We start from the raw sequence: 25,040 nt of genomic DNA on the forward strand, positions 1-25,040 counted from the left end.
AGTCATTGGAGTGAAAACTTTGAATTCACATGAACTAGTTGAAAACAGAAAAATGAAGGTACTTCTATTTGGCTTTATTGACATGAATTCAATGGATGGATCTGCAGTATTTTTATCTTCCTTAGCATCGACCATTGCGTTAGATTCCAACATCGAAGTTGATTTACTTTTAGCTAGCCCGGTCAAACGTGATATCTTACTTCAGCCACTTGAGAAATTTGATAATATAACCATTCTCAATCCTTTTGTCGATCCTTTTTTTAATGCCGCCGGTGATGAATGGGTAAAAAAAGGAGTCATTGATTTCGATGTAGCAGAAATGCTCATTTCTCATTATTGGAGTCAAAATGACTATGATTGGCTATTTGTTAGAAGCATTGAGACTGTTGAAAAAATCGCAAAGCATAAGCAAATCATAAAGAATACATTAGTTTATGCTACAGGATTGACTCACATAGGTCAGGATGTTAATGAAGAAAAATTCGAGAGCATCAAAAATATATATGATCAGTGTGCGTATTTCTTATGTCAAACAGAAGAGATGTGCGAATTTGTCATTGAGATCCTTAATTTGAATAAAGAAAAAAACAAAGTTTCCCTGCTTACCCCGATGATACCAAACGTTGAATCAGCGGAAGGGCAGACCCGGTTAAAAAACAAACTTGTATATACAGGGAAATTCGACCCGGATTGGAAGACCATTCCTATTATTACTGCTTTTAAAGAATTAAAACGTGAGATCCCGAATCTATCACTTGATGTGGCGGGGGATAAATTCAAATGGGTTAAAGATGATTCTCAGTTTAAGGAAGAAGCGGCATACCTCCTTAAAAATACGGATGGGCTTACATGGTACGGTGCTTTGACAAGGGAGAATGCCCAACAATTAATCGTGAACAGTGATATTGGGATAACCTGGAGAAGTGAGGAAATGGACAGCAGTCTGGAACTGTCTACAAAGCTATTGGAGTATGGGATTTTAAGAAAGGCTGTAATAATGAATCCAACCAAAATGCATATGAAGCTTTTTGGCGAAGATTACCCGTTATATGCTGTTACAGAGAAGGATTTCCGTGACGCTGTCAAATTAGCATTATGTAATAAGGATATATATGAGTTTGCGGCACAACGAATGTATCAAGTTAGCAGGCAGTTTTTATTTTCAGAAGCAATAAAAAAACTGCAAGGACCATTATGGAGCAAGCGCATTACCGATTATGTGAATGAAAGTGCGAATATGTTTTATATTGATGAAGCGGACTTTGATGAACTGATTAGGCATACATCATTAAATAAAGTGAAAATATTGCCTGCGGAGTTTAATGTTGACGAAGTTTTCACCTATATTGTCAAAAACATACCTGAAGAAATAAAACGAGTCGAAAAACTGTTTAAACTGTCTGGGTATGGTCAAATCATTTCAGCAGAAAAAGCTGGATGTTATACATTTCTCCACATCCATAAAAGGTATGGAACCTTTGAACAAAATTTTCAAAATAACATCCCCTATTTAAAAACGATAGGATTTGAAACCTTTGGCAATCCTAAACTAAAACCAAAAGATGTGGAGATTTCAATCAAAGAACGGGCAATTGTTGATAAAGAAAAATATGATATGAAAGGGAAAAATAAAGAATTAGCTAAAGAAGTAAAGCAATTAAAAAAACTGAACACAGTTCAACTTAAACAAATTACTAAGCTAGAAAAACAAAATCAAGCAATTGGACGTAAATATGATTCACTTTCGAAGTCGAAAATGGGTAAAATGACATTCAAGTATTGGGATTTAAGAAAAAGGCTTAACTTTTAATAAGAAGGTAAACTTGCAATAGAATGGTAGACAATGCAATGGAAGACACTTCTTAACTCTATATCAGTCAAAGGAAAGCTCCTGAATGCTTCTGGCTTACAGGGGCATTTGTCAATTATATGGAGTAAAGGAGCAGGGATTCTTACAAACTTTTTTTCGATTAAAGCTGCCTCAGGTTACTATTCTATGAAAATAAAACTTGGTAGTACCCTCAATAAAGATTCATGGAATTTCAAAAAACTAACCTTTCAGCATGTATCCAAATAGACCCCTTATTCTTTAATGGTGTTATAATATTCTGAAAAAGGGGGAGAGATGATGGAGGAGAATGTGCTAAAAGCGATTCAAGATGATTATCCGGATGCATTTGCATGGTGTTATGGATGCGGTCGCTTGAACAAAGATGGTCATCATTTTCGAACAGGTTGGCAAGACGAGCAAACAAGGACTATCTATACACCACGTCCAGAGCATATTGCAATTCCAGGATTTGTTTATGGCGGCTTGATTGCCTCTTTAATTGATTGTCACGGAACAGGTTCCGCTGCATTGGCTTTACACCGTAAAAACGGTCATGAAGTTGGAGATGGAGTTGAACCACCCAGGTTCGTGACTGCGTCACTGAATGTGGAGTTCGTAAAGCCAACCCCAAATGATGTGCCATTAATGGCCGTTGGGACGATTCATGAAATTCATCCTAAAAAATGGAGAATTGAAACAGAGGTATTTGCACTCGATAAACTTTGCGCCCGTGGAGAGGTAATCGCTGTGGTGATGCCAAGTACTTTTACAAGTAAAGAGTGATCTTAATTAATGTAAACGCATCGAATTCGGAATTAGATGTACTATCAAGGGCCGTCCAATTATTTGGACGGTTATTTAGTGTATCTGAGTATCCATTTCAAGCATGTTATCGTAATAAAGTGGCATGTAGCTGGAAATTACAAGCCAAATATTAAGATATTAATATACTTACATTATAAGCAAAGGGAGGTCGCATAGATGAAAATAAACGTAGAGATAGATGAGGAGATCAAGGCGATAGAGGTGCTTATCCGCAATCATGAATGGAATGAGGAAGTGCAGGAATTGATGGAACGCTTGAAGGAGAGGAAAAGACCGTATTTTGTCGGCAGAAAAGGAGAAATGCAGCATGTTTTCCGGGCAGAAGAAATCATCTGTTTGTTCACAGAGCAAGATTCCATAATGGTGCGGACGAAACAGGGGATTTTCGAAATGACAGAAAGGTTATATGAACTGGAAAGGGACCTTCCAGGTAATCAATTCGTGCGATTGTCCAAGTCAGTGATTGCCAACTTAGATGAGTTAAGCAGATTCGAGGCATCTTTCAACGGGACCTTATGTGTGTACTTCCGATCAGGGGAAAAAGAATATGTTTCCCGGCATTATGTTCAAGGGATCAAGAAAGCATTTCAATGGAAAAGGAAGGGATTATGATGAAAACACTATTATTCCGTAGCTTTGTTGGAATTTGTTTTGGAGCACTCGTGATGGTGCTGACATGTTTAGGAGTGATCGCTTTTGGGGGTTCATTAGACAGTGGAATATTTGTAAAAAATGCGATAGGCTGCATATTATGTGGCTGGTTCTTCAGCACGGCAACAATCTTCTTTGAAAATGAAAAATGGAGTTTGTTATCTCAAACCATTCTTCACTTCCTTACTGTCAGCATTCTTTACTTCCTATTATCTTTCTTTGTTGGTTGGATACCCTTTAGCTTAAAAGGATTAGCTATAGGAATTGGGATTTTCATACCATTCTATATGATCATCTGGACCGCATTCTATCTCTACTTTCGCTTCCAAGTGAAAATATTGAATGAAAGAATTGATAAAAGAAGGGATTGAGAAGGATCGACACAGAGGATTGATCAATCAGATTAAATTGGAAGGGGGCATTCGGCTTTTACTGGCGAGTCTGGAGCGAATACTCGTGAGTTTGGGCTTTTACTGGCGAGTTTGGAGCAAATACTCGTGAATTTGGCGCTTACTCGTGAGTTTGGAGCGAATACTCGTGAGTTTGGAGTGAATACTCGTGAGTTTGGAGCGAATACTCGTGAATTTGGAGCGAATACTCGTGAGTTTGGAGCGAATACTCGTGAGTTTGGTGCTTTTAATCGTGAGTTTGGAGCGAATACTCGTGAATTTGGTGTAATTACTCGTGAATTTGGTGTAAATACTCGTGAGTTTGGTGCAAATACTCGTGAGTTTGGTGCAATTACTCGTGAATTTGGAGCGAATACTTGTGAGTTTGGAGCGAATACTCGTGAATTTGGCGCTTACTTGTGAGTTTGGAGCGAATACTCGTGAGTTTGGAGCAAATACTCGTGATACACAGAAACGAACATGCCTTTTACCTTTGTTATGTAGGGTGTATCTTGAATTCATGGAAGAGTTCGTTGTATTGACCAGCCAGCTTCATGACACTTGTATTAACTGAGTTAGGTTCAATTGTAAAAGCTGCAAAACTGTGATTTAACTCCATTGTGAGGGCAATAAAGAATAACGGGAACAGATGCCGTGAATCGTCTGGAATTTCGACGAAAGCCCTTATACCTGCTCGATCTACGGTCATTTCATTTTTCCTGAGGTATTCATCCTTGCTTTGGAATGTAAATAAAGAGACACCGTTTCCTGTTGCATCGGAGTCTCTTAATATTTTATCAATTTTGTATCATTATCATTTCATCATAGATTAAGTTTTGTCTAAGCTCGGTTGCTGTTTGTATGGATATTTGCTCATCTTCAACCATTTGCGCAATGATATCACGTTCGATTTGCATCGCATTCAACTGAAATTGACTCACCATCTCTTCAAAGCGTTTTGCTTCTTTTTCACTTAATGTTCCGAACGGATTCAAATAACGATTATATCTTTGGATGACAAGCATGACTTCATGGCGGTTTTCAGGTGCAGTTTGTTGTTTGATCAATAAAATGGCTTCCTTGGAAGCTTCTTTTTGTGCTTTACGGAACTCCCTGATCAGGTCCGCATTTTTAACGATGGAGTTCTCTAATTTCGCTTTCCATTTCTTATCCCATTTGACATTGATTTTTTTCTTGAAAAGAATGGCCTGCAAATTGATCCAAGCCCTTTTCATGGAGGATTTTTGCATATAATTCGAGGTTCTTGAAAGATACACTTTATATAGTTCAAAGGCTGTTTCAGATATAGTCCCTTTTTCGACTAATCCAGAAACGACTTCCAATTCCTTATTGGCTCCCAGCTCCACTAAATCGCGTATTGTCCGATTATCCGGCCGATTCGTTATTCCCCGTTCCAAATCTATCAGTTGTTCATTCAAATCTTCCATTACTTGATGGACCGCTTTCTGATTTTCGATGGTTGTTTCTTTGCTCAGCTGATTGATCGTTTTATTTAAAACAATTTTATAAGCCTCCTCAGAGGTTAGCCGCTCATCTTTGAATTCAGTCGGTGTCTTTACCAGTAGTGGCAAGAGAACCGTAGCCAAGGTGACGCTTAACAATATTACGCAAGCTGCGATGAACAAGACTGTATTACGCATCGGGAATAAAGTGTCATCCCGCATGAAATATGGTATGGATAAAGCTGTAGCTAATGTAATGGTTCCATGAATGCCGCAAACGGATGTCAAAAATGCAAATCGGGATCTTGAAACATTCTCCTCATCGGTGTCATTGCTATCTTCTGGATGAACCCTGGACATAATGAATTGCTCTAATGGATTCACTCTGTTTTTCGTAAAAGTATCATGCAGGATGTATACCCATATAAAACGGATCACCAATAATAAAAGAACGATCAAGACACTTATCCCAAAAAGAATGCCCCTATTTAAGTTGGACTCAATTTCCTGATAAACACTCGGCAACATAAATCCTAACAAAGCAAATACAAGTCCATTCAAGACATAACCTAATACAGACCATGTATTAGTTGATACAATTTGCAATTTAGTCGTGGAACTCTGAAGGCGATCCCGCTCGATGCCATGAATGACACCTGCAGCAACCACTGCCAAGATTCCGGAAACATGGAATTCTTCAGCTACCATATAGATGGCAAAAGGCGTAATTAGTTCAATGACAATAGACATTGGGATTTCTTCAAGTCCATGAACCCGTAAAAATAATCGTAATTTAACGATTAAATAGCCCAATAGGATCCCTATAAAGATACCGCCTAAAGCTACAAATATAAAATTAAGCGATGCATCTTTTATAGAAAACACTCCAGTTAAGGCAGCTGCCAGGGCAACTTTAAAAGCGACGATTCCAGCAGCATCATTGAAAAGTGATTCACCCTCAAGGATGGGCATCATGTTTCCAGGCAATTTCAATCCTTTTGTAATCGATTGTACCGCTACCGCATCCGTAGGGGTAATTGTTGCTGCTAAAGCAAAAGCCACAGCCATCGGCATATCAGGTATTAACCAGTGGATGAAAAAGCCTCCTGCAAAAACCGTCACAAATACTAACCCAAAGGCTAATAACAGAATAGGCTTACGCAATTCAAGCATTTCTTTACGAGACGTATTTTTTCCTTCTGTAAAAAGCAGCGGAGCAATGACACAGATCATAAATAATTCTGAATGAAAATCAAATGATAATTGAAATGGTAATAATGAGAACACTGCTCCCATGGATATCTGATATATCGGAAGTGGGATACGAGGCCATATAGCATTTAATATTGTAGCGATTATTGTGGACACCAATAATCCGAGCAATGTGATTAAGAATGACATAGAATCTCCCTTATCTTCTAATGTTTTAGTCTGATTGCCCATGCAATGTATAAAAAAACAGAGGTGTTTATAAAGCAATATCCATCCTTTTAAAAGTAACCCCTACTTTATGGTCCTGTGTAGCTTATTCAAAAAACAATACTTAGCCATAGACAGTGTTTTCGACTAATATATAGCCTCGGTTTTTGATATACCCCTTAGTTATTAATTACAAACAGGATATCACAAGAGTTTACGGTTTATTCAAACCAACTTATAACATAGCTTTTCCATGAAAATTAGTTCATGTCGGAAACAGGATTTCCTGTATAAAATACCCTTAATGAAGAAACATAGAAAAATGGAGTTAGAGCGACCTGCAAAAAAATGGGGGTATTCAGATTGATTCGTAATGTGGGCAAATTGTTAAGAAAAACGAAAGGGAAAAAATCCCTGATTCAAAAAAATTACCAAGATTCTAAGCCTGCAGATGCACTTGATGTGAATTTCAGCCGAAATGTAGAAACACTTCGTTCTGTTTATGATAATTGCTCGGATGTCATGTTCCGTTCGTTCTTACTTTTCGGAAAGACGAGAGCCATGCTTATTTACATTGCGGGACTCTCAGACATCGAGGCGATAGAGCAATATGTTCTATCTCCACTCATGCAAGAGTCATCAAAAGAGCCACAGCCATTAAATGAGTTTATTGAACATAAAATGCCCGTTCCTAAAGTGGTAAAAGTGAATATGTTGGCGGATTGCATTGAATCGATTTCCACTGGAAACCCGATCCTTCTATATGAAGGGGAAAGCGATGGATTTTCTTTAGGATTGTCCAAATGGGAAAAGCGGGCGATTGAAGAACCTATGGCAGAGGGAGGAGTTAGGGGGTCACGAGAGGGATTTATTGAATCTCTAGAGGTAAATACGTCCCAATTGCGACGTATTATTAAAAGTCCTGCCCTTAAAATACAATCGATGAAGATCGGAACTTATACCAGGACGAATGTTTCGATTGCTTATATTGATGGACTTGCGGATAAAACACTGATTGAAGAGATTACAACTCGGTTGGAACGAATTAAAATAGACGGTATTTTAGAAAGCGAGTATATCGAGGAAATGATTGAGGACAATCCGTATTCACCTTTCCCTCAAATCATGACGACAGAACGGCCGGATGTAGCCTGTTCTTGCTTGCTGGAGGGACGGGCAGTCATTCTTGTAGAAGGAACCCCTTTTACTTTAATTGCACCAATATCCTTCTTTTCTTTGATTCAATCACAAGAGGATTATGCTCAACGTTTTTTGGCAGGCACTTTTATCCGTTGGTTACGTTATTTTTTTATGGGATTATCTCTTTTGCTTCCGTCCCTATATGTTGCTATTTTGACGTTCCATCATGAGGCGGTCCCAACCGCACTCCTGCTAAGCAGCGCGGCATCACGGGAAGCGGTCCCTTTTCCTGCAATAGTAGAGGCATTGGCTATGGAAATTACCTTTGAAGCACTAAGAGAGGCAGGGGTTCGATTGCCGAAGCAGGTAGGTTCTGCTGTCAGCATTGTTGGAGCGCTAGTGATTGGTCAAGCTTCCGTACAAGCGGGGTTGGTTTCAGCGCCAATGGTCATTGTAGTTGCGATTACGGGAATCGCTTCTTTTATGATGCCTCGTTATATTGCCGGAATTGCTTTCCGGATGCTGCGTTTTCCAATGATGCTGCTTGCCGGTACATTAGGACTGCTTGGTATCATGATGGGGATCATTGCCATAGTCATACACTTATGCAGCTTGCGTTCCTTCGGCGTTCCCTACTTAACTCCACTGGCACCGTTAAAAGGTCAAGAGCTGAAAGATGTGCTGTGGCGGGCTCCTTGGTGGAAGATGGATACACGCCCGCGCCTTACAGGCGATTCTAATGTATACCGTCAAGCGCCGGAACAGGGACCAAATTCAAAAAGGGGAAGTGAAACGGAGTGAATAATGGTTGGAGGAGAACAAAGATATTGGAGAAAGTAAAGAGGCGTCATTTCATGAAAAGCGTCCTTCTTTTGCTCGGTATTAGTGGAACAACCCCTTTTCTAAGCGGTTGTTGGGATCGAATAGAAATCACTGATTTGGCGATTGTCACAGCAGCCGCCATCGATAAGAAGGATAATAATCAAATAGAACTATCCGTCCAAGTCTTTATTCCCAGTTCAATAAGTAGTGGAGGCGGCGGTCAAGGAGGAGGGACCAGTCCAGGAGGGGGTGCGGTTACGACATTGGTGAGATATGAAAAAGGCTCCAATATTTCAGATGCATTGTCTAAGCTTCAAAGCAAGCTTCCGCGAAAAGTATTTTGGGGACATTGTAAAATATTTGTATTCGGTGAAAAGTTAGCGAAGGAAGGAATTCAAGAGCAGCTGGATTTTTTGCTGCGCCATCCGCAGCCAAGAGAGAAAGCAAATGTGTATGTCAGCAAAGGGAAAGCAAAGCCTATCCTTGAATCTTTGCCACCCCTGGAAAACTATTCAGGGGAAGTGCTTAGAGAACTATCTGATTTACATATTGGGATGCTGGTCACACTACAGGATTTAGATGAAATGTTAACGGGTATACCTCAAGCTGCCGCACTTCCATTTGTTAAAATTTTACCACCAGGGAAAGGGCAAACGAAATTACAGGGAATTCCTTACATTGTCGGAACAGCCGTGTTCAAAAAAGATAAAATGACTGGGATGATGACGGAAAAAGAAACAAGAGGGCTATTGTGGTTAAGGGATGAAGTGGAATCATATACCGTGACCATAAAACCCAAAGGGGTGAAAGGGAAGATATCTTTAAGTCCAGTGTCAGCCAAAGTCAAGATCATTCCGCAAATTATCAATGAAAAATGGAAATTGTTGGTGAAGGTAAAAACAGATGGATCTGTTATACAAAATGGAACGAATTTAAACCTTTCAAATCCTAAGTCTTTAAAAGCTGCAGAACGAGCATATCAAAAAGATATAGAAAAACGCATCGAGATGGCTTTTCTGAATACTCAGCATAAGAAAGCGGACATTTTAGGGTTAGGTAAAGATTTCTATCGGAAATATCCTAAACAGTTTAATAAGGTCGATAACCACTGGGATGAGATATTCGCGGAAATGGAAGTGGAAGTCGATGTTGCGGCCCATATTCGAAGACAGGGCTATATAAACAAACCGGCGGGTTTGTCTGATAAAGAGGTGAAGGACAAGTGAGATGGGGGGCCTTTATGTGTACAACCGTGATCGTAACTCTAATCATTTTGTTTGAATGGCCGAAAATGAAACAAAACCCTAAAAAAGATAAAATGGCATTTCTTACACTGCTTCTCACTGGCCTGGTTCTGTCCATGTTCAATCTCCCGCAGATGTCAGGACCCACTCAATGGATCGAAGCTTTTTTCAGGCCATTTGGAGAGTTTATGGAAAAGTGAGTCTATCAGTGGGTTGCGTGATTTCAAATTATGACAGAAAGGAGGAAGCAGATGGATGGAGAAAGGGAAAATTTCATCATTACAGATGGCATTCATGATGTATCCGACGATTGTGGCAACGGCTATTATCGGGGTTCCCAGCATCACAGCGAAATATGCCAAAACTGATTTATGGCTGTCCCCCATTTTTGCTGCGCTCATAGGGTATCTGACGGTGTATATCGCTTATAAACTGCACCAACTTTATCCAAAACAAACGGTGATCCAATTCACTGAAAAGATCATTGGTCGGATTCCGGGGAAAATTTTCGGTTTTTTACTCTTGTTTTTTTATATCCAGAACACGGGGCTAATCCTTAGAGGCTACGCAGAATTTATTGTCAGCTCTTTTCTGGTACGTACCCCGATTAGTGTGATCATGGCATCGATGGTGCTTCTGTGTGCGTTCATCGTACGCGGGGGAATAGAAGTGTTGGGGCGAGCTGCTGAATTGTTTGTACCTGTTTTCATTTTTCCAATCTTTATCTTAATCCTCTTGCTGATTCCTGATCTTGAATTCAAGAATATATTCCCGGTATTGGCGGATGGTATAAAGCCCCCAATCAAGGGTGCGATTGTACCGGGGGGATGGTTCAGCGAGTTTTTCCTGATCATTTTTCTTCTTCCTTTTTTGGCGGATATGAAAAAAGGGATGAAATCCGGTATGATGTCTGTGTTTGCCGTGATGATGACGTTAATTGTGGTGAATCTTACGGTTCTTTTTTTACTTGGGTCAACAACATCCACAAAGCTTTACCCCTTGATGAATGCATCTCGATACATCAGTTTGGCCGACTTTTTTGAACATGTAGAATCCGCCGCCATGGCGGTATGGATAGTGGGGGCGTTTGTGAAAATTTCCGTTTTTTATTATGCATCTGCTTTAGGTACAGCGCAGTGGCTGAATCTCTCCGACTACCGACCTATTGTATGGCCGATAGGGATTTTGCTTGTCATATTCAGTTTGTGGTCGTTGCCTACCTCTGTGGATGTCAGTCGTAATGATATCAACGTCTTCCCTTTACAAGGTATTTTGATGCAAACGATTATTCCTCTGTTGTTGTTGGTGATTGCTGTTGTTAGGAAAAGAAATCGTAAAGGAACCGAAACCAGCTGACTGGGCATTTTTTATACTGAATATCCTATCGAAAAGGTGCTATCTATGTTCGTACTCGCGCAGAGGGCAGCACCAACTGAATGGATTGCATCTCTTTTTTTAGCCGTTTGAAGAGTTTATAAAAAAGTAAATCGATCAGTGGGGTACGTGATTCCAGATTTACATACTATCACAGAAAGGAGGAAGATGATGGAGAAAGGGAAAATTTCATCTTTACAGATGGCATTCATGATGTATCCAACGATTGTGGCAACGGCTGTTCTCGGTGTTCCAAGCATCACAGCGAAATATGCAAAAAATGATTTATGGCTCTCCCCCATTTTGGCGTCTCTCATCGGGTATGCGACGGTGTATATCACTTATAAACTGCACAAACTTTATCCGAAACAAACGGTTATCCAATTCAGTGAACAGATCATCGGTCGGATTCCGGGGAAAATTCTCGGTTTTTTATTCTTGTTTTTTTATATCCCGATCACAGGGCAAATCCTAAGAAGTTACGGAGAATTTATTGTCGACTCTTTTCTGGTCAAAACCCCGATTAGCGTTATCATGGCATCGATGGTACTCCTCTGTGCCTTTATCGTACGCGGAGGGATAGAGGTGATGGGGAGAGCTGCCCAATTGTTGGTTCCTGTTTTTATCTTTCCAATCCTCCTTTTAATTGTCCTACTGGGCCCAGATCTTGAATTTAAGAATATATTCCCGATATTGGGGAATGGAATTATGCCTCCAATCAAGGGTTCGATTGTACCGGGTGGATGGTTCAGCGAGTTTTTTCTGATGATTTTTCTCCTCCCTTTTTTAACCGATATGAAAAAAGGGATGAAATCCGGGATGATGTCTGTTTTTGCCGTGATGATGACGTTAATTGTGGTGAATCTTCTGGTTCTTTTTGTACTCGGGTCAACAACAGCCACAAAGAATTATCCCGTGATGAATGTATCCCGGTACATCAGTTTGGCCGACTTTTTTGAACATTTGGAGTCCGCCATCATGTCTGTATGGATAGTAGGAGCGTTTGTCAAAATTTCTGTGTTTTATTATGCGGCTGCTTTAGGTACCGCGCAGTGGCTGAATCTCTCCGACTATCGTCCTGTTGTATGGCCGATAGGGATTTTGATTGTAGAATTCAGCTTTTGGTCGTATACCAGCTCTATGGATGTCAATCGATATGATATCGTCGCCTTCCCTTTTCATGGAATTTTGATGCAAACGATTATTCCGTTTTTATTATTGGTGATAGCTGTTATTAAAAGAAATAGAAAGAGAAAGAGAGAGGGAAGCAATTCAAGTTAGCCTTTTCTGCCACTTGTTTAAGAGAATTGAAAGAGTATGTAATTAAAGTCATGCCCCATTCGAAAATAGATGCTTTTTCGAATGGGGTGTTTTTGTTGAGAAAAAAGAGAAATGCTTAAGATCATAAGATGTATTTTGCAGCGAGTTGAAAATAATTAACAATTTTTTTCAAACCGTTTCGGGATTTGTTCCGTTATCTATAGTACAAAGGCTTTTTAGGAGGGAGAGAAGAAAGACTTGAAAAAGGTCATTTTTGTTGGGTGGATATCATTGGTGCTAGTACTGTTAGGATTTTCACCGGAAATGGGTTCGAATCGGGGCCAAGCTGTCAACGACGTCGTAAAAGTATATGGACCAGGTGGACCCCTTGGACCTATCAGGGAAATGGCGGAGCAATTCACCAAAGAAACGGGGATAAAAGTTGAGGTAACAGCGGGACCCGAAGAAAAATGGATTGATCAAGCTAAACAGGATGCGGATATCATTTACGGAGGGTCCGAGTATATGCTAACAGAATTTATGCATGATCATCCAGGTATCATTAATGAAAAGAGCCGTACTGAATTGTATTCGCGGTCAGCTGGAATTCTGGTTAGAAAAGGAAACCCAAAGAATATACAGTCTTTGGAGGATTTAACGAAGAAGGGCGTAAAGATTGTAGATGTTAATGGAGCCGGGCAACTGGGGCTATGGGAAGATTTGGCCGGAAGAAAAGGATTGATTCCTGGAATTAGCAGGAATATTGACATTTCAGTGAGATCCAGTGCAGAAGCTATCAATCTATGGAAGGCAAATTCTAAATTAGACGCCTGGATTACATATGAATCCTGGCATTACCGTCTGGCGGATGTGACGGACCTGGTTCAGCTCCCTGAGGAAGACAAGCTTTATAGGGGAACCCCGGTAAGCATAACAAGTAAGAGTGAAAACAAGAAAAAGGCACAACAATTCATTGATTATCTTAAAACGGAAAAATCCCATCAAGTGTTTCAAAAATGGGGATGGAAGTAAATTGACGAGGAGTGAGAGCATATGAAAAAGTGGATGGTATTTTCAGTTTTTATGATGGTCCTAGTTTTGGCGGCATGTGGAAATGAAGCTAATGATTCACCCCAAAATGATCAAGTGGTTAATGGTACTGCTGATGAAAAAGCAATGCCCCTGAAATTAATGGAAAGTGAAAAAACAGGCGAATACCTTGCTGATTCCAAAGGAATGACACTTTATTTTTTCAAGAATGATAAATCAGGAAAAAGCAATTGCATGGGTGATTGTCTGAAAAAATGGCCGCCATTCATGGAAAGGGATTTTGCTGTCCCTAAAGGATTTGAGGAAAAAGACTTTGGAACCATGAAAAGAGAAGATACAGGGGAAGAGCAGGTAACGTACAAAGGATTTCCACTCTACTATTTTGTGAATGATAAGGGAGCGGGAGATGTCAATGGCGAAGGTGTGAAAAATGTTTGGTATATTGTAAATGATAAGACGGTTTTTCCAAAATAAGAAAAAGGGACGATCAGTGATGGTCGTTCCTGTTACACGTTTTTTTCCAAATTTACTTGTGAGGAGTTGCAGGTGCGATTGAAAGAAAAACTTGATAAGGAATTGATGGCATTAGTCATGAAAAAGCATCGTCCTGCTCTGGAAGAACTTTATGACCGGCATATTAAATTAATCTATGGTTTTATTTTTAAGTTCACAAATGGAAATGCTGAAAAAACTAAAGAGATCGTGCAGTTGGTCTTTTTAAAGCTCTGGACCACAAAAAGCAGTTACAATTCCGAAAAGGGGCACTTTGTAAGCTGGCTTTTGACCGTTACACGAAATGTTTGTGTGGATTATGTCCGTAAAGACAGCGTTCATAACCGGAATAACAAACACATGGACATGAGTCATCCGATTGACATAGAAGATCCTAATAATGCTATAGAAAATGGGCTATTATACAGTGAAATTGCCAATGCAAAAAGTAAGTTAAGCAAGCCGCAAAAAAGGCTGATTGATTTACTGTATTGGAAAGGGTATTCGTTAACGGAAATTGCCAAAATTGAAAATGAACCGATTGGTACCATCAAGAGCAGACTTCATCAGTCGCTAAAATTGTTGAAAAAGTATTTGGAAGTAGGTGGTTTGTAAATGAATACAGAGTGCGCTAACCTGCTTTCATTTTTATCGGGTGAACTGGGAGAAAAAGAAAAAAAAGCATTCGCGGAACACTTAATTCAATGCTCTGAATGCACTAAGGAGTATGAACAAATGACGGAAGCCTGGGATTCATTGAAATGGGATTTCGAAGAAATGGAACCTTCTTCTTCCCTGAAATCAGAGGTCATGAATTTTGTCTTTGAGACTGATGATGAAGTTCCGGTGAGAAGGGGAAAGAAATGGGGTGGTTTTTTCTTTAAGCAGTTTACACCAGTAACTTCAGGACTTTTGTTGGCTGTTCTGGTTTTGTTATTTGTGCTGTTATATTCCAATATTCAACTGAAAAAAGAACTTGCAGCTATCAATCTGCCGACGGAGGTTAAAACGTCGCTATCTTTGCAGCCTGCCGATAAGACGGCAGTAAAGATGAATACGGATGGGGCTGCATACATTTTGCAGCAAGGTGAAGAAAGAAGGTTAATCGTGCAAATTCAGAATTTACCTAGCCTTCAAGAGTCCGAGGTGTATCAGGTGTGGCTGCTGAAAGATGGAAAACGGAGAAATGCAGGAACTTTCAAGCCTAATGAAGAAGGTACAGGATCATTGACATACAAACTGTCCATAGATGATAAATTCAATCAAATTGGCATCACAAGAGAACCGGATTCAAATAGTACAAAGCCGAGAGGCGAAAAAATAGTAGGATCTTCATAAAAATAAGGGACTTGCCCGCAAAGGGAAGTCTCTTATTTTCTGTTCGTATTTAAAATGATAGCAGTGCGTTATAGAATAAACGCCATGGTCATGAAAGAGTAAATATGATAACAGTTTACCATTAGGAGTCATCCTCTATAAAGAACCATACAAAAAGGATAGCCTTTGAGCTATCCTTTTTGTAGTTTTCCAAGCTTTCAGTACATATTTTCGATACGTAATTAAAGGAAATGTGTTAAGTTGGACTAAAATGATTATGGAGGCAGCGATGAAATACGAAATTATTTTATTTGATGTTGATGATACTTTGCTAGACTTTGGAATATCGGAAAAGAAAGCACTGCATGAAGCCTTTTTAGAGTTCGGTTTGCCCACAGGGGCGGAGGATTATGCAGGTTGCTACCAAGAAATCAGTAAGGTATTATGGAGGGATTTGGAACGGGGGAATATAGATTTAACCATTCTGGGAGTGGAAAGGTTCAAGCGGTTGTTCCTGAAGCATGGGCTTGATATGGATGCGGATGCGTTCAGCCGTGCGTACCTACGACATTTGGGAAAGGAAATACATCTTCTGCCCGGGGCTATAGAGGTTTGCGAGAAGCTTGGAGGATGCCGGCTTGCTATAATAACAAATGGCTTCACGGCAGTGCAGACAGCAAGGATCGGCGGGTCAGCCCTTTGCAATAGCTTTGAGACCTTGATAGTTTCCCAAGAGGCTGGGTTTCAGAAGCCTGATAGAGGGATTTTTGATTATGCATTTTCCAAGTTGAAGATCACAGATAAATCGAAAGCGTTGATAGTGGGTGATTCCTTGACTTCAGATATACAGGGCGGCTTGAATTATGGATTGGATACATGCTGGTACAATCCCCATCAAAAGGATAATGATCTGGGAATCAAGCCCACCTATGAAATCCGTACGCTCACTGATCTTTTGGAGATTGTAGGAAGTAAATGAGTATAGGGAGGTATATGCATTGTAAAAAAACAGAGGCTGCTTGTCCGGGTGATAGGACGTGCAGCCTCTGTTATTACTCATGCCAGAGATTTTAGAATCAGTTCAAATCCAGTTCATGTGGTTTGAGCGTTTGATCCTTTTCTTTTCTTCTGCTGAAATGCGGGGATAATATACAAAGCGCCAGGGAAATCGCGAGACCTGCCATCATGAATCCGCCAAATACCAAAGGGGATGGGCCGTATGATTCCGCCATGGCGGTCCAGATGAGCGGACCGAAACCTGCAATGGCTGCCGCGACCTGATAACCGACGGATAATCCAGTATAACGGACCTTGGCTGGAAAGAGCTCCGAGAATAATGTCCCTTGTGTGGAAAAAATGGCTCCCCAGATGACGCCGAGTACAACTGCCTGCATCATGTAGAACCAGCCAACCCCACGCCCAATCATTGTGAAATATGGGATGGCCAAGACGAAAAGGAGAGTCAGGCCCCCAAAATAGATGATTTTTCGATCGATGAAATCTGAAATGTAACCAATGACAGGAATGGTAATCAGCATTGTAGCGCAGCCAATCGTTAAACCGGTAAGAGCTGAATCTTGGGAATAACCAAAATACAGTGTAGTAAATACGAGAACATAGGACATGATGAATACATTGAAGAAGCCGTCCCCAATTTTTAGTCCGATCACTTGCAGCACACTTCTCCAATCGTGTTTCAACGTTTCAATAATGGGAACTTTCGCAAGATCGCCGCTATCTTTCTGCGCTTTAAATTCCGGCGTTTCTTCAATGCCACTCCTTACCCAGATTGCCAACCCGATCAGTACACCGCTTAAAAGGAATGGAATCCGCCAACCCCAAGATAAAAATTGGGCATCGGTTGTTAAGGAACTGATGAGGGTTAGGCTGAACGAACCGGCAACCAAGCCGATGGGGACCCCTAGTTGGGGAATGGATCCATATAACCCACGGACACCTTTAGGAGCAGATTCCGTTGCCAATAGGATGGCTCCGCCCCATTCACCTCCCAAGGAAATTCCTTGAATCAACCTCAGCACCACCAAGATGGCGGGGGCGGCCAACCCAACCTGGGCATAAGTGGGCAGAACACCGATTAGCATTGAACTCCCTCCCATACCAATAAGGGTGAACATGAGTGCTGCCTTCCGTCCGATGCGATCACCCATATGACCGAAAAGGATGCTGCCGATTGGACGGGCAGCGTAACCAGCACCGAATGTGACAAAGGCAAGAAGAAGTGAAATCGCTGGATCATGATTCGGAAAGAATAGCGTCGTAAAAACCAGGCCCGTTGCTGTCCCGTATAAATAGAAATCGTACCACTCAATAACGGAACCCGCTAAACTAGCGAAAAGAACTCGACTTTTTTTCATGATAAATGCTCCTTTAATGCTAAGTTTTTCATCAATATTGTTCTCAACAATAAATAAAGCCGAAATGAACAAAAATGATGGTAAATGAATATAAGTAAAAAACTGGATTATTTAGATTATTTTAGAGGGCTTATCCATACCGGTCAATATATTTCCGACTTTTCTGAAAAAATGAAGCAAATAACTTAGCTCCCTTCACCTGTAATGGAATATAATTAATTCTAAAGCAATGGAAATAAACGATCCGATCTTCCCAGGTAAAATGACTAAGTGAATAAAAAGAAAATATGTTACTGGTTAGAAATCAGAATATTTAGAAATTTTGTGTATAGAAGAGTGGCAAAGTGGAAATCATGTGGATAAGGAAATGAAAAATGAATAAGAGGAAAGGATAAGATTTTAATTAATAATAATAATCTCCAAGTTATTTAGTATAATAGAAAAAAGGTTAAGGAGTTGGTTTCGTATGGAGAAGCAATTGCCAGGAACATCGCTTGAACCTGAAGAGATGGCTGAAATGGTTTTAAAAAAGGCCCTTAGTGATTACCGGAAAGCCCAAATCGAAAAAGAAATCGATGACTCATTAAGAAATCGTGATAAGGAAGAGTTCCTACGTTTAACTGAAATATTGAAGGGCATTTCCTGAAATTTTATTCTCTGTGAACAAGACAAGTAGTTATGATATGGAATGTACACTGAAAAGCCAGCAAAGCTGATAACCATAAATATGCTGAAGAGAAAACTTCATTTACCTGGAACATACTAAGTAAATAGCAATCTATAGTATTATAATATTTTACATTGTAAGCGCTTTCTTGTATAATCAAATAAAGAAACGATGGAGAGAAGAGTGTAAGTGCGCTAATGGCGGGATTCACGGTATTAGTTGCTGAAAAGTTCATGCACCGGGATAAAAACTAAAAGGGGGAAAAGTTATGAAAAAGAATGGAGTGTCTTTAGTTGAATTTGTTCAGGAGGATCGATTTGAACTCAGCTCCTACATTACTTCTTTATTTAACAAACTGAATGACTATGTTCCCAAAAGTCTTAAAGATAAAAGGTGAGTGACAATAAAAAATGGATCAGGAAGATATGCAAAACTTCCTGATCCATTTTTTATTTTGTTTTTGGGAATCAGATTTTGAGTAATGCACTTAAGTAAAAGTCTCATTAATTGACAATGAGAATCGTTATCGAATAAAATAATTCAATACAAGTATATCGATTGGAGTTGTTCATATTGTTCGTTCAGATGAGAAAAATGGTGGTAAAAGAAGGTAATGCAGAACAAGTAGTAAAACGGTTCAGCGGGGAAGGGATCATAGAAAAGCAGGAAGGGTTCATCGATTTAAGTGTAATGGTGAAAAAAGTGCGACGCGGGGATGAAGAGGTCATCATTATGATCAATTGGGAGTCGGAGTCGCATTGGAAGCAGTGGGAAAAGAGTGAAGCCCATATCGCAGGCCATAAAGCAAACCTAGGGAAACCAAAGCCTGAATATATCGTCAGTTCGGAAGGATCATTATATAAAGTGAAGGCTATTAAGAAGGCAGTGAAATAACTGACCTTAAGTAGCCTGTTTTAAATTCCGTACAAATAAGTAACTGGGTGGAATATCCCATTTCTCAATCATCTTGTTAGGATAAGGATACGGAATGGTTACCGTTCACATATAATAGCTTACCTTCACTAAAATTCAGGCTCCCATTATGGGTGCCTCTTTTTGTTGATGAAATCTCGGGATAGGTTATGTAATTCCAAGTCTGTTGATATAGTTAAATATCATTTTTGCTGGGGGAAAATTGATATCGGGATTTCCTTTATAAAGTACATGAAATCGATTCATCCAGGGTCATTACTGCCCATAATGAAAGGCGGAATCAGGAAAAGAAAAAATTCGTTCTGCAAGATGCGTTGATCATCCGCGAATCTTTGGAGCAACCGGTGCCACAGGAGCAAAAGGAATAACCGGATCAATCTGGGCCACGGGAAAGCGACAGGAGAAGCGGGAGCAACAGGATCTATAGGGTCGGTAATCCAATATTTGGATCATCTACAGTGTGGCAGGAGCTTCACTGATGATCATCCGTTTGAATTAATGTAAGCTGTAATATTAAAATATGGAAACGTGATATTGTGAATCCCATTCAACTTGAATGAGGATTTTTTTGATGGCCTTTATATTGGAATAATCCGATAATCTTCATACGTTTCACTTCGAATTGCCGGCAAATATTAAAAAGCGCCCTTAGCTTGAATAGCATCTATGGCTAAAGACTAAGGACCATTCATCGGGGGATTTCAGTCCAGCTGAATTTACAAATACTTTTTGTATTTCTTTAATTTATAGATGACTGTTGGCTGGCTGATGCCCAAATGTTCTGCCATTTCGTATGTGGTTTTACATTTTTTCCATGCTTTTGCAATCAATTGCCTTTCAACGTTTTCCAATGTCTTCTTTAAATCGAAATTCTCTTCACATTCCTGTTCGATTGCGAGGAAGGTGGAATCTTCAGGGGGTTCGACTTGCCCTGTGATGGATTGTGGAAGGTGTTCGGAAAATATAATTGGCTCTTCGATGGTCAGGATTAACCGTTCAATTAAGTTTTCTAATTCCCGTATATTTCCGGGCCAATGGTAATCGGTCAAGACTTCATAAGTCGATGGATGGATTTTTTTGTATTTCTTGTATTTATCATTGGTTTTTTCTAAATAATGCTGAATTAAGAGAGGGATATCTTCTTTACGTTCATGCAATGCCGGAATTTGGATGGGAATCACATTCAAACGATAAAATAAGTCCAATCTAAACTTACCTTGACTTACCATCTCCTTCAAATCTTGATTAGTTGCTGCAACTAGGCGGAAGTTAATATGGTTTTCTTTTTTTCCACCGATGCGCTTTATCTTTTTCTCCTGTAGTACTTTCAGTAATTTAGCTTGCATGGCAAGTGGGAGTTCCCCAATTTCATCCAAGAAAAGAGTTCCGCTGTCAGCCTGCTCGATCAGGCCTTGCCTCCCTTGCTTATTTGCCCCTGTAAATGATCCCGGCTCATAGCCGAATATTTCTGATTCAAACAAACTTTCAGGGATCGTGCTGCAATTCACTTCGATAAATGGTTCTTTCTTTCGGTTGCTTTGGTCATGAACAGCACGGGCAAAAGTGCTTTTCCCTACCCCGGAAGGTCCTAATAAGAGAATCGTGGCATCGGTTTTTGAAACATTATGGATCGTTTTTAAAATATGTTTCGTTTCATTACTTCTGGCAATCAGATAATGGTAATCCAGTTCCTTTTCTCTTAAATCCTCGACTTCCGTTTGATAGCCTTTAACCTTTCGTTGTAATTGCTCAAATTGATCCTGCAATTGCAGGATCTCGGTTTGATCCTGACCATAGCTGATTACCCTAACGAGGTGACCTTCCTTATTAAAAATGGGATAGCCAGTCGACATGACAACATGACCCGTTTTTGTTTCTTGCATAATGCGTTTCGCTTTCTTTTCCTTTAAAACAATCGCATTGATGGAAGGTGCAAGAAGGCCCTCGCTTTCTAATTGATAGACGGAGGTACCGATATAAGAGTCACTTTTCATACCATAAATCTCCCAAAGCTTTGGGTTGGAATATAAAATGATTCCATCTTGATCGGTAATGAGAATGTTATTATTCGATGTTTCAATAATTTTATTTAGTTCTTCCTCCAGCATATCATCGTACATACGTTACGCTCCTTTGGGTTGTGGGATGTTGCTTAATTAAAATATAAATCAAAAAGTCTAAATAATCAAAATTTAAATCAAAAAACAAGAAAATGATTAAGTTTTTAATCGTTTGGTGAAACAAAATAATGAAAAGCCTTATATACCGCAGCGAAATAGTTGGCCTGAATCTTGCTTATGTAAAAGGTAAGAAGAGAATTTCCAAACAAGGGTGTAATGAATATCCATTCTATTAGAATAGATGGAAGTTTGTATGACATCTGCAAATGCAATGGAGTGAAAAAAATAATAGTAGAATTAGAATTTAGGAGGATGTTACATGACGAAGTATCAACCGAAAGACTCATTCAAATCACCCCGTTTTTGTGGAGTGCGTACGTTTATGCGGCTCCCATTTGTTGAACAGATAGATGAAAATATGGATTTTGTCATTACGGGAATTCCATTTGATTCCGGGCAATCGTTTAGGACGGGTGCGAGATTCGGACCAGAAGCCATTCGCGATTTTTCAATCCTTTTACGTCCTTATAATCCAGAACAAGATATTAATATTTTTGACTATATATCAGGAATAGATTATGGGGATGTTCCGATCATCCCGGGGTATATTTCGGAAACATATAAAAAGATCGAAGAAGAGCTTACCCCCGTCATTGAAAAAGGGATCATTCCGATTTCATTGGGAGGCGATCATTCTATTACACTAGGGGAGTTACGTGCAATCGCAAAAAAACATGGACCCGTTGCCCTGCTTCAGTTCGATGCCCACTCTGACACTTGGGATAGTTATTTTGATCAAAAGTATAATCACGGAACCGTTTTTCGCCGCGCAATAGAAGAGGGGCTCATCGATGTATCGCGATCTCTTCAAATTGGAATGAGGGGCGGTCTGTACGGACCCGAAGATCTTCAGGATGCCCGGGATTTAGGTTTGGGAGTTTACACGACTAACGATTATAAGCGTATCGGGGTCGAAAAGATGCTAAGGGTCATTCATGAGCGTGTTGCGAATGGTCCGGTGTTTTTATCTTTTGACATTGATTTTTTAGATCCGGTTTATGCTCCGGGGACGGGGACTCCAGAAGTTTCCGGTGCCAGCATTGATGATGCTTTAGCCTTGGTGAGAGGATTGACGAATATAGATTTTGTTGGATTCGATCTTGTTGAGGTTTTACCATCATACGATCACGGACAAATCACGGCTGCCGCAGCTGCTAATATTGTCTATGAATTCATCACACTCATCGCACTCGCAAAAAAAGGGAAAATGGAGAAGAAAGAGAGAGTAGGAGATTTGGAAACGCAGCTTAATAATTAGTTTCCTCATTTAACTGTAGAGAAGGAAGGAAGCGGTAAAGTCCTTTCTTCCCTCTTTACAAAGCGATAAGAACAATACAAGCCCAAAAGGAGATGTGTACATGCATATTTTGGATATATCGATCATGATTCTATATTTTTCTGTTTTAATCATTGTGGGAGTAATCGGATCCAAACGGGCAAAAACAGCAGATGATTTCATTGTGGCAGGACGCAATCTGGGTCATTTTATGTATTTATCCTGTTTAGCTGCTGTTATATTAGGGGGGGCTTCCACTCTAGGAACAGCAAAGTTAGGTTATCAGTTTGGGATATCCGGTATTTGGCTAGTGGTGATGATCGGGCTCGGCATTATCGCTATTGGGCTGTTTTTAACAAATAAGATATTTAATTTAAAAGTATTGACGATCAGTGAAATGCTTGAGAAGCGCTACAACTCTCAGACAAGATTGATCAGTGCCCTTGTCTCTGTTATCTATACATTCATGCTGACTGTAACGCAAGTGATAGGGATGGGGACAATTTTACATGTTTTGGCTGGTTGGAATTTAACGGTTTCCATGATAGTCGGGGGCGGAATCGTTTTATTTTATACAATATTAGGAGGTATGTGGTCAGTCACCATGACTGATGTCGTGCAATTCGTCATCATGACGATCGGTATTTTCTTTATCATGCTTCCGATGAGCATCTCTAAGGCAGGAGGGTGGGGCTCTCTTAAAGGAAATCTCCCGGCATCACATTTTGAGTTAGGAAATATTGGCGGAGAGACGATTTTTCAATATTTCCTATTATTTACCCTCGGGGTAGTTGTTGGCCAAGATATTTGGCAGCGTTTATTCACCGCACGAACCAAAGCTGTTTCTCGTGGCGGAACGATTGGAGCGGGGTTATATAGTGTTTTTTATGCGATTGCAATCAGTATCATTGGAATGTGCGCCTTTATTATCCTTCCTGATTTAGGCGATCCCCAAAATGCATTTACCAGTATAGCGATGGTAACTTTACCTGCTGGTTTATTGGGGGTTGTCATTGCGAGTGTGGTATCTGCCCTAATGTCCACAGCTTCAGGTACTTTGCTTGCTTCGTCCACTTTAGTTGTTAATGACATCATTAAAAAATATATTGGGCCAAAAATGAGTGAACGACAATTTTTAAAAACATCCCGAATTACAACTTTAACGATTGGTGTATTGACCATAATCGTTTCGATATGGATTCAAGATATTTTAGTTGCATTGGATGTAGCTTACGCAATTTTATCCGGTGCGGTGTTCTTTCCGATCATCCTTGGTTTCTTTTGGAAAAGAGTCACGGCTACAGCGGCATTCTACTCCATTCTAGCTAGCATGATCGTTATTATTGTTGGATTGGTCATTAATGGACCTTCCTCCACTCAACCCATTCTATACGGACTCGCTACTAGTTTTGTCGTCATCACTACCCTTACTTTCCTCAGCCCCAATAATGAGGTAAAGCAAGATGTAAAGGATAAAGCGGACATGGACACCATGGCTAATTGATGGTAGGCAAAAAATGAGGAAAAAGAATCGAGGAGGAAAGAAAAATGACAAAGACAATTTCCCTGCAACCCGCAACATTCAATACAATGGAAGAAGAACGCAATCACCGGAAGGAACGTTTGGCAGCTTCATTCCGCCTTTTTTCAAAGTTTGGTTTCGATGAAGGGATAGCAGGCCATATTACGGTCCGTGATCCTAAATATACAGACCATTTCTGGGTCAATCCGTTTGGGATGCATTTTAGTCAAATTTCCGTTTCGGATCTTATATTGGTTAATCATAAAGGTGATATTGTAGAGGGTGAACATTCAGTTAATGGTGCAGCCTTTGCCATTCATTCTGAAATTCATAAAGCGCGGCCGGATGCGATTGCAGCGGCACATGCTCATTCGGTCTATGGAAAGACATGGTCTTCCTTAGGGAGACTGTTAGATCCGATTACGCAAGATGCCTGCCAATTTTACAATGATCATGCATTATTTGATGATTTTACAGGTGTGGTTTATGCATCCGAAGAAGGTAAACGCATCGCTAAGGCTTTAGGTCAATTCAAAGCTGTCATCCTCCGCAATCATGGATTGTTAACGGTCGGACAATCTGTAGATTCAGCTGCTTGGTGGTTCATAACGATGGAACGTTCATGTCAAGCGCAGATAATGGCTGAATCTGTAGGTAAGCCGATTTTTATAGAAGAAGAGTATGCAAAATTGACTGCAGAACAAACGGGAACGGAATATGAGGGATGGCTGAGTTTCCAGCCTCTGTGGGAAAGGATCAGAAAAGAGCAACCAGATTTCTTGAAGTGACCATGAAGCACGGCATGGTATA

25 protein-coding genes are annotated in these 25,040 nt (G+C 40.1%); 21 read left to right on the plus strand and 4 right to left on the minus strand.

Annotation, left to right across the window (positions count from 1 at the left end; genetic code table 11):
* Positions 1–19: 19 nt before the first annotated feature.
* From ACZ9AO_RS06185 to ACZ9AO_RS06205, 5 genes are all read left to right on the plus strand, one after another.
* Positions 20–1,810 (plus strand): glycosyltransferase family protein, encoded by a 1,791-nt coding sequence (locus ACZ9AO_RS06185; RefSeq protein WP_251541052.1) that lies wholly within the window; start codon positions 20–22, stop codon positions 1,808–1,810.
* A gap of 318 nt (positions 1,811–2,128) precedes the next feature.
* The gene (locus tag ACZ9AO_RS06190; RefSeq protein ID WP_063577300.1) at positions 2,129–2,614 is read left to right on the plus strand and encodes a PaaI family thioesterase; all 486 of its coding nucleotides are present in this window, start codon (positions 2,129–2,131) and stop codon (positions 2,612–2,614) included.
* Between the two features lie 198 nt (positions 2,615–2,812).
* Positions 2,813–3,268, plus strand: a complete 456-nt coding sequence (locus tag ACZ9AO_RS06195) for a LytTR family DNA-binding domain-containing protein (protein WP_476108685.1) — start codon at positions 2,813–2,815, stop codon at positions 3,266–3,268.
* Positions 3,268–3,678 (plus strand): DUF3021 domain-containing protein, encoded by a 411-nt coding sequence (locus ACZ9AO_RS06200; protein WP_476108686.1) that lies wholly within the window; start codon positions 3,268–3,270, stop codon positions 3,676–3,678. The genes ACZ9AO_RS06195 and ACZ9AO_RS06200 overlap by 1 nt, the downstream gene beginning before the upstream one ends.
* A gap of 126 nt (positions 3,679–3,804) precedes the next feature.
* Entirely contained in the window at positions 3,805–4,119 is a 315-nt protein-coding gene (locus ACZ9AO_RS06205) for a hypothetical protein (RefSeq protein WP_476108687.1), read from the plus strand.
* A 73-nt stretch (positions 4,120–4,192) separates the two neighbouring features.
* Here ACZ9AO_RS06205 and ACZ9AO_RS06210 read toward each other — a convergent pair whose 3' ends face one another.
* Positions 4,193–4,405: a hypothetical protein gene (locus tag ACZ9AO_RS06210; RefSeq protein WP_476108688.1), complete on the minus strand. Its 213-nt coding sequence runs from the start codon at positions 4,403–4,405 to the stop codon at positions 4,193–4,195.
* An 88-nt stretch (positions 4,406–4,493) separates the two neighbouring features.
* The gene (locus ACZ9AO_RS06215; RefSeq protein WP_251541059.1) at positions 4,494–6,560 is read right to left on the minus strand and encodes a Na+/H+ antiporter; all 2,067 of its coding nucleotides are present in this window, start codon (positions 6,558–6,560) and stop codon (positions 4,494–4,496) included.
* Positions 6,561–6,926: 366 nt separating this feature from the next.
* Between ACZ9AO_RS06215 and ACZ9AO_RS06220 the strand changes: the two genes are divergently transcribed.
* From ACZ9AO_RS06220 to ACZ9AO_RS06265, 10 genes are all read left to right on the plus strand, one after another.
* Positions 6,927–8,519 carry a spore germination protein gene (locus ACZ9AO_RS06220; RefSeq protein ID WP_476108689.1) on the plus strand — a complete coding sequence of 531 codons (1,593 nt, stop codon included), beginning with the start codon at positions 6,927–6,929 and terminating at the stop codon, positions 8,517–8,519.
* A gap of 26 nt (positions 8,520–8,545) precedes the next feature.
* Complete coding sequence (locus tag ACZ9AO_RS06225; protein WP_476108690.1) at positions 8,546–9,766, plus strand: Ger(x)C family spore germination protein; 1,221 nt, start codon at positions 8,546–8,548, stop codon at positions 9,764–9,766.
* A gap of 14 nt (positions 9,767–9,780) precedes the next feature.
* Positions 9,781–9,984 carry a hypothetical protein gene (locus ACZ9AO_RS06230; protein WP_251435278.1) on the plus strand — a complete coding sequence of 68 codons (204 nt, stop codon included), beginning with the start codon at positions 9,781–9,783 and terminating at the stop codon, positions 9,982–9,984.
* Positions 9,985–10,039: 55 nt separating this feature from the next.
* Positions 10,040–11,140, plus strand: coding sequence for a GerAB/ArcD/ProY family transporter (locus ACZ9AO_RS06235; protein ID WP_476108691.1), 1,101 nt, complete (start codon positions 10,040–10,042; stop codon positions 11,138–11,140).
* 189 nt (positions 11,141–11,329) lie between these two features.
* The gene (locus tag ACZ9AO_RS06240) at positions 11,330–12,439 is read left to right on the plus strand and encodes a GerAB/ArcD/ProY family transporter (RefSeq protein ID WP_476108692.1); all 1,110 of its coding nucleotides are present in this window, start codon (positions 11,330–11,332) and stop codon (positions 12,437–12,439) included.
* A gap of 282 nt (positions 12,440–12,721) precedes the next feature.
* Positions 12,722–13,450 carry an extracellular solute-binding protein gene (locus ACZ9AO_RS06245; protein ID WP_476108831.1) on the plus strand — a complete coding sequence of 243 codons (729 nt, stop codon included), beginning with the start codon at positions 12,722–12,724 and terminating at the stop codon, positions 13,448–13,450.
* 21 nt (positions 13,451–13,471) lie between these two features.
* The gene (locus tag ACZ9AO_RS06250; protein ID WP_476108693.1) at positions 13,472–13,942 is read left to right on the plus strand and encodes a COG4315 family predicted lipoprotein; all 471 of its coding nucleotides are present in this window, start codon (positions 13,472–13,474) and stop codon (positions 13,940–13,942) included.
* Between the two features lie 78 nt (positions 13,943–14,020).
* Positions 14,021–14,575: an RNA polymerase sigma factor gene (locus ACZ9AO_RS06255; protein ID WP_264896411.1), complete on the plus strand. Its 555-nt coding sequence runs from the start codon at positions 14,021–14,023 to the stop codon at positions 14,573–14,575.
* Positions 14,576–15,298, plus strand: coding sequence for an anti-sigma factor (locus ACZ9AO_RS06260; protein WP_251541075.1), 723 nt, complete (start codon positions 14,576–14,578; stop codon positions 15,296–15,298).
* Positions 15,299–15,566: 268 nt separating this feature from the next.
* Positions 15,567–16,256 (plus strand): YjjG family noncanonical pyrimidine nucleotidase, encoded by a 690-nt coding sequence (locus tag ACZ9AO_RS06265; protein WP_476108694.1) that lies wholly within the window; start codon positions 15,567–15,569, stop codon positions 16,254–16,256.
* Between the two features lie 97 nt (positions 16,257–16,353).
* Here ACZ9AO_RS06265 and ACZ9AO_RS06270 read toward each other — a convergent pair whose 3' ends face one another.
* On the minus strand, positions 16,354–17,652 hold the full coding sequence (locus tag ACZ9AO_RS06270) for an MFS transporter (RefSeq protein WP_034315234.1): 1,299 nt from the start codon (positions 17,650–17,652) through the stop codon (positions 16,354–16,356).
* 466 nt (positions 17,653–18,118) lie between these two features.
* On the opposite strand from ACZ9AO_RS06270, the gene ACZ9AO_RS06275 reads away from it, so the two are divergent.
* From ACZ9AO_RS06275 to ACZ9AO_RS06285, 3 genes are all read left to right on the plus strand, one after another.
* A complete protein-coding gene (locus ACZ9AO_RS06275; RefSeq protein ID WP_034315231.1) occupies positions 18,119–18,298 on the plus strand; it encodes an IDEAL domain-containing protein in 180 nt (59 codons plus the stop codon).
* A 289-nt stretch (positions 18,299–18,587) separates the two neighbouring features.
* Positions 18,588–18,716, plus strand: a complete 129-nt coding sequence (locus ACZ9AO_RS06280) for a hypothetical protein (protein WP_260359184.1) — start codon at positions 18,588–18,590, stop codon at positions 18,714–18,716.
* A gap of 176 nt (positions 18,717–18,892) precedes the next feature.
* Positions 18,893–19,213 (plus strand): antibiotic biosynthesis monooxygenase family protein, encoded by a 321-nt coding sequence (locus ACZ9AO_RS06285; protein WP_476108695.1) that lies wholly within the window; start codon positions 18,893–18,895, stop codon positions 19,211–19,213.
* Between the two features lie 755 nt (positions 19,214–19,968).
* Here the strand turns inward: ACZ9AO_RS06285 and ACZ9AO_RS06290 are convergent.
* Positions 19,969–21,372 carry a sigma-54 interaction domain-containing protein gene (locus ACZ9AO_RS06290; protein WP_251541087.1) on the minus strand — a complete coding sequence of 468 codons (1,404 nt, stop codon included), beginning with the start codon at positions 21,370–21,372 and terminating at the stop codon, positions 19,969–19,971.
* Positions 21,373–21,691: 319 nt separating this feature from the next.
* Here ACZ9AO_RS06290 and speB point away from each other — a divergent pair, with 319 nt between their 5' ends.
* From speB to ACZ9AO_RS06305, 3 genes are all read left to right on the plus strand, one after another.
* Entirely contained in the window at positions 21,692–22,690 is a 999-nt protein-coding gene (gene speB / locus ACZ9AO_RS06295) for an agmatinase (RefSeq protein WP_251541088.1), read from the plus strand.
* Positions 22,691–22,790: 100 nt separating this feature from the next.
* Positions 22,791–24,212 (plus strand): sodium:solute symporter family protein, encoded by a 1,422-nt coding sequence (locus ACZ9AO_RS06300; RefSeq protein ID WP_251541090.1) that lies wholly within the window; start codon positions 22,791–22,793, stop codon positions 24,210–24,212.
* A 44-nt stretch (positions 24,213–24,256) separates the two neighbouring features.
* Positions 24,257–25,018, plus strand: a complete 762-nt coding sequence (locus tag ACZ9AO_RS06305) for a class II aldolase/adducin family protein (RefSeq protein WP_251541091.1) — start codon at positions 24,257–24,259, stop codon at positions 25,016–25,018.
* Positions 25,019–25,040: the final 22 nt, after the last annotated feature.

It is taken from the genome of Peribacillus sp. TE19612 (genome assembly GCF_056279465.1).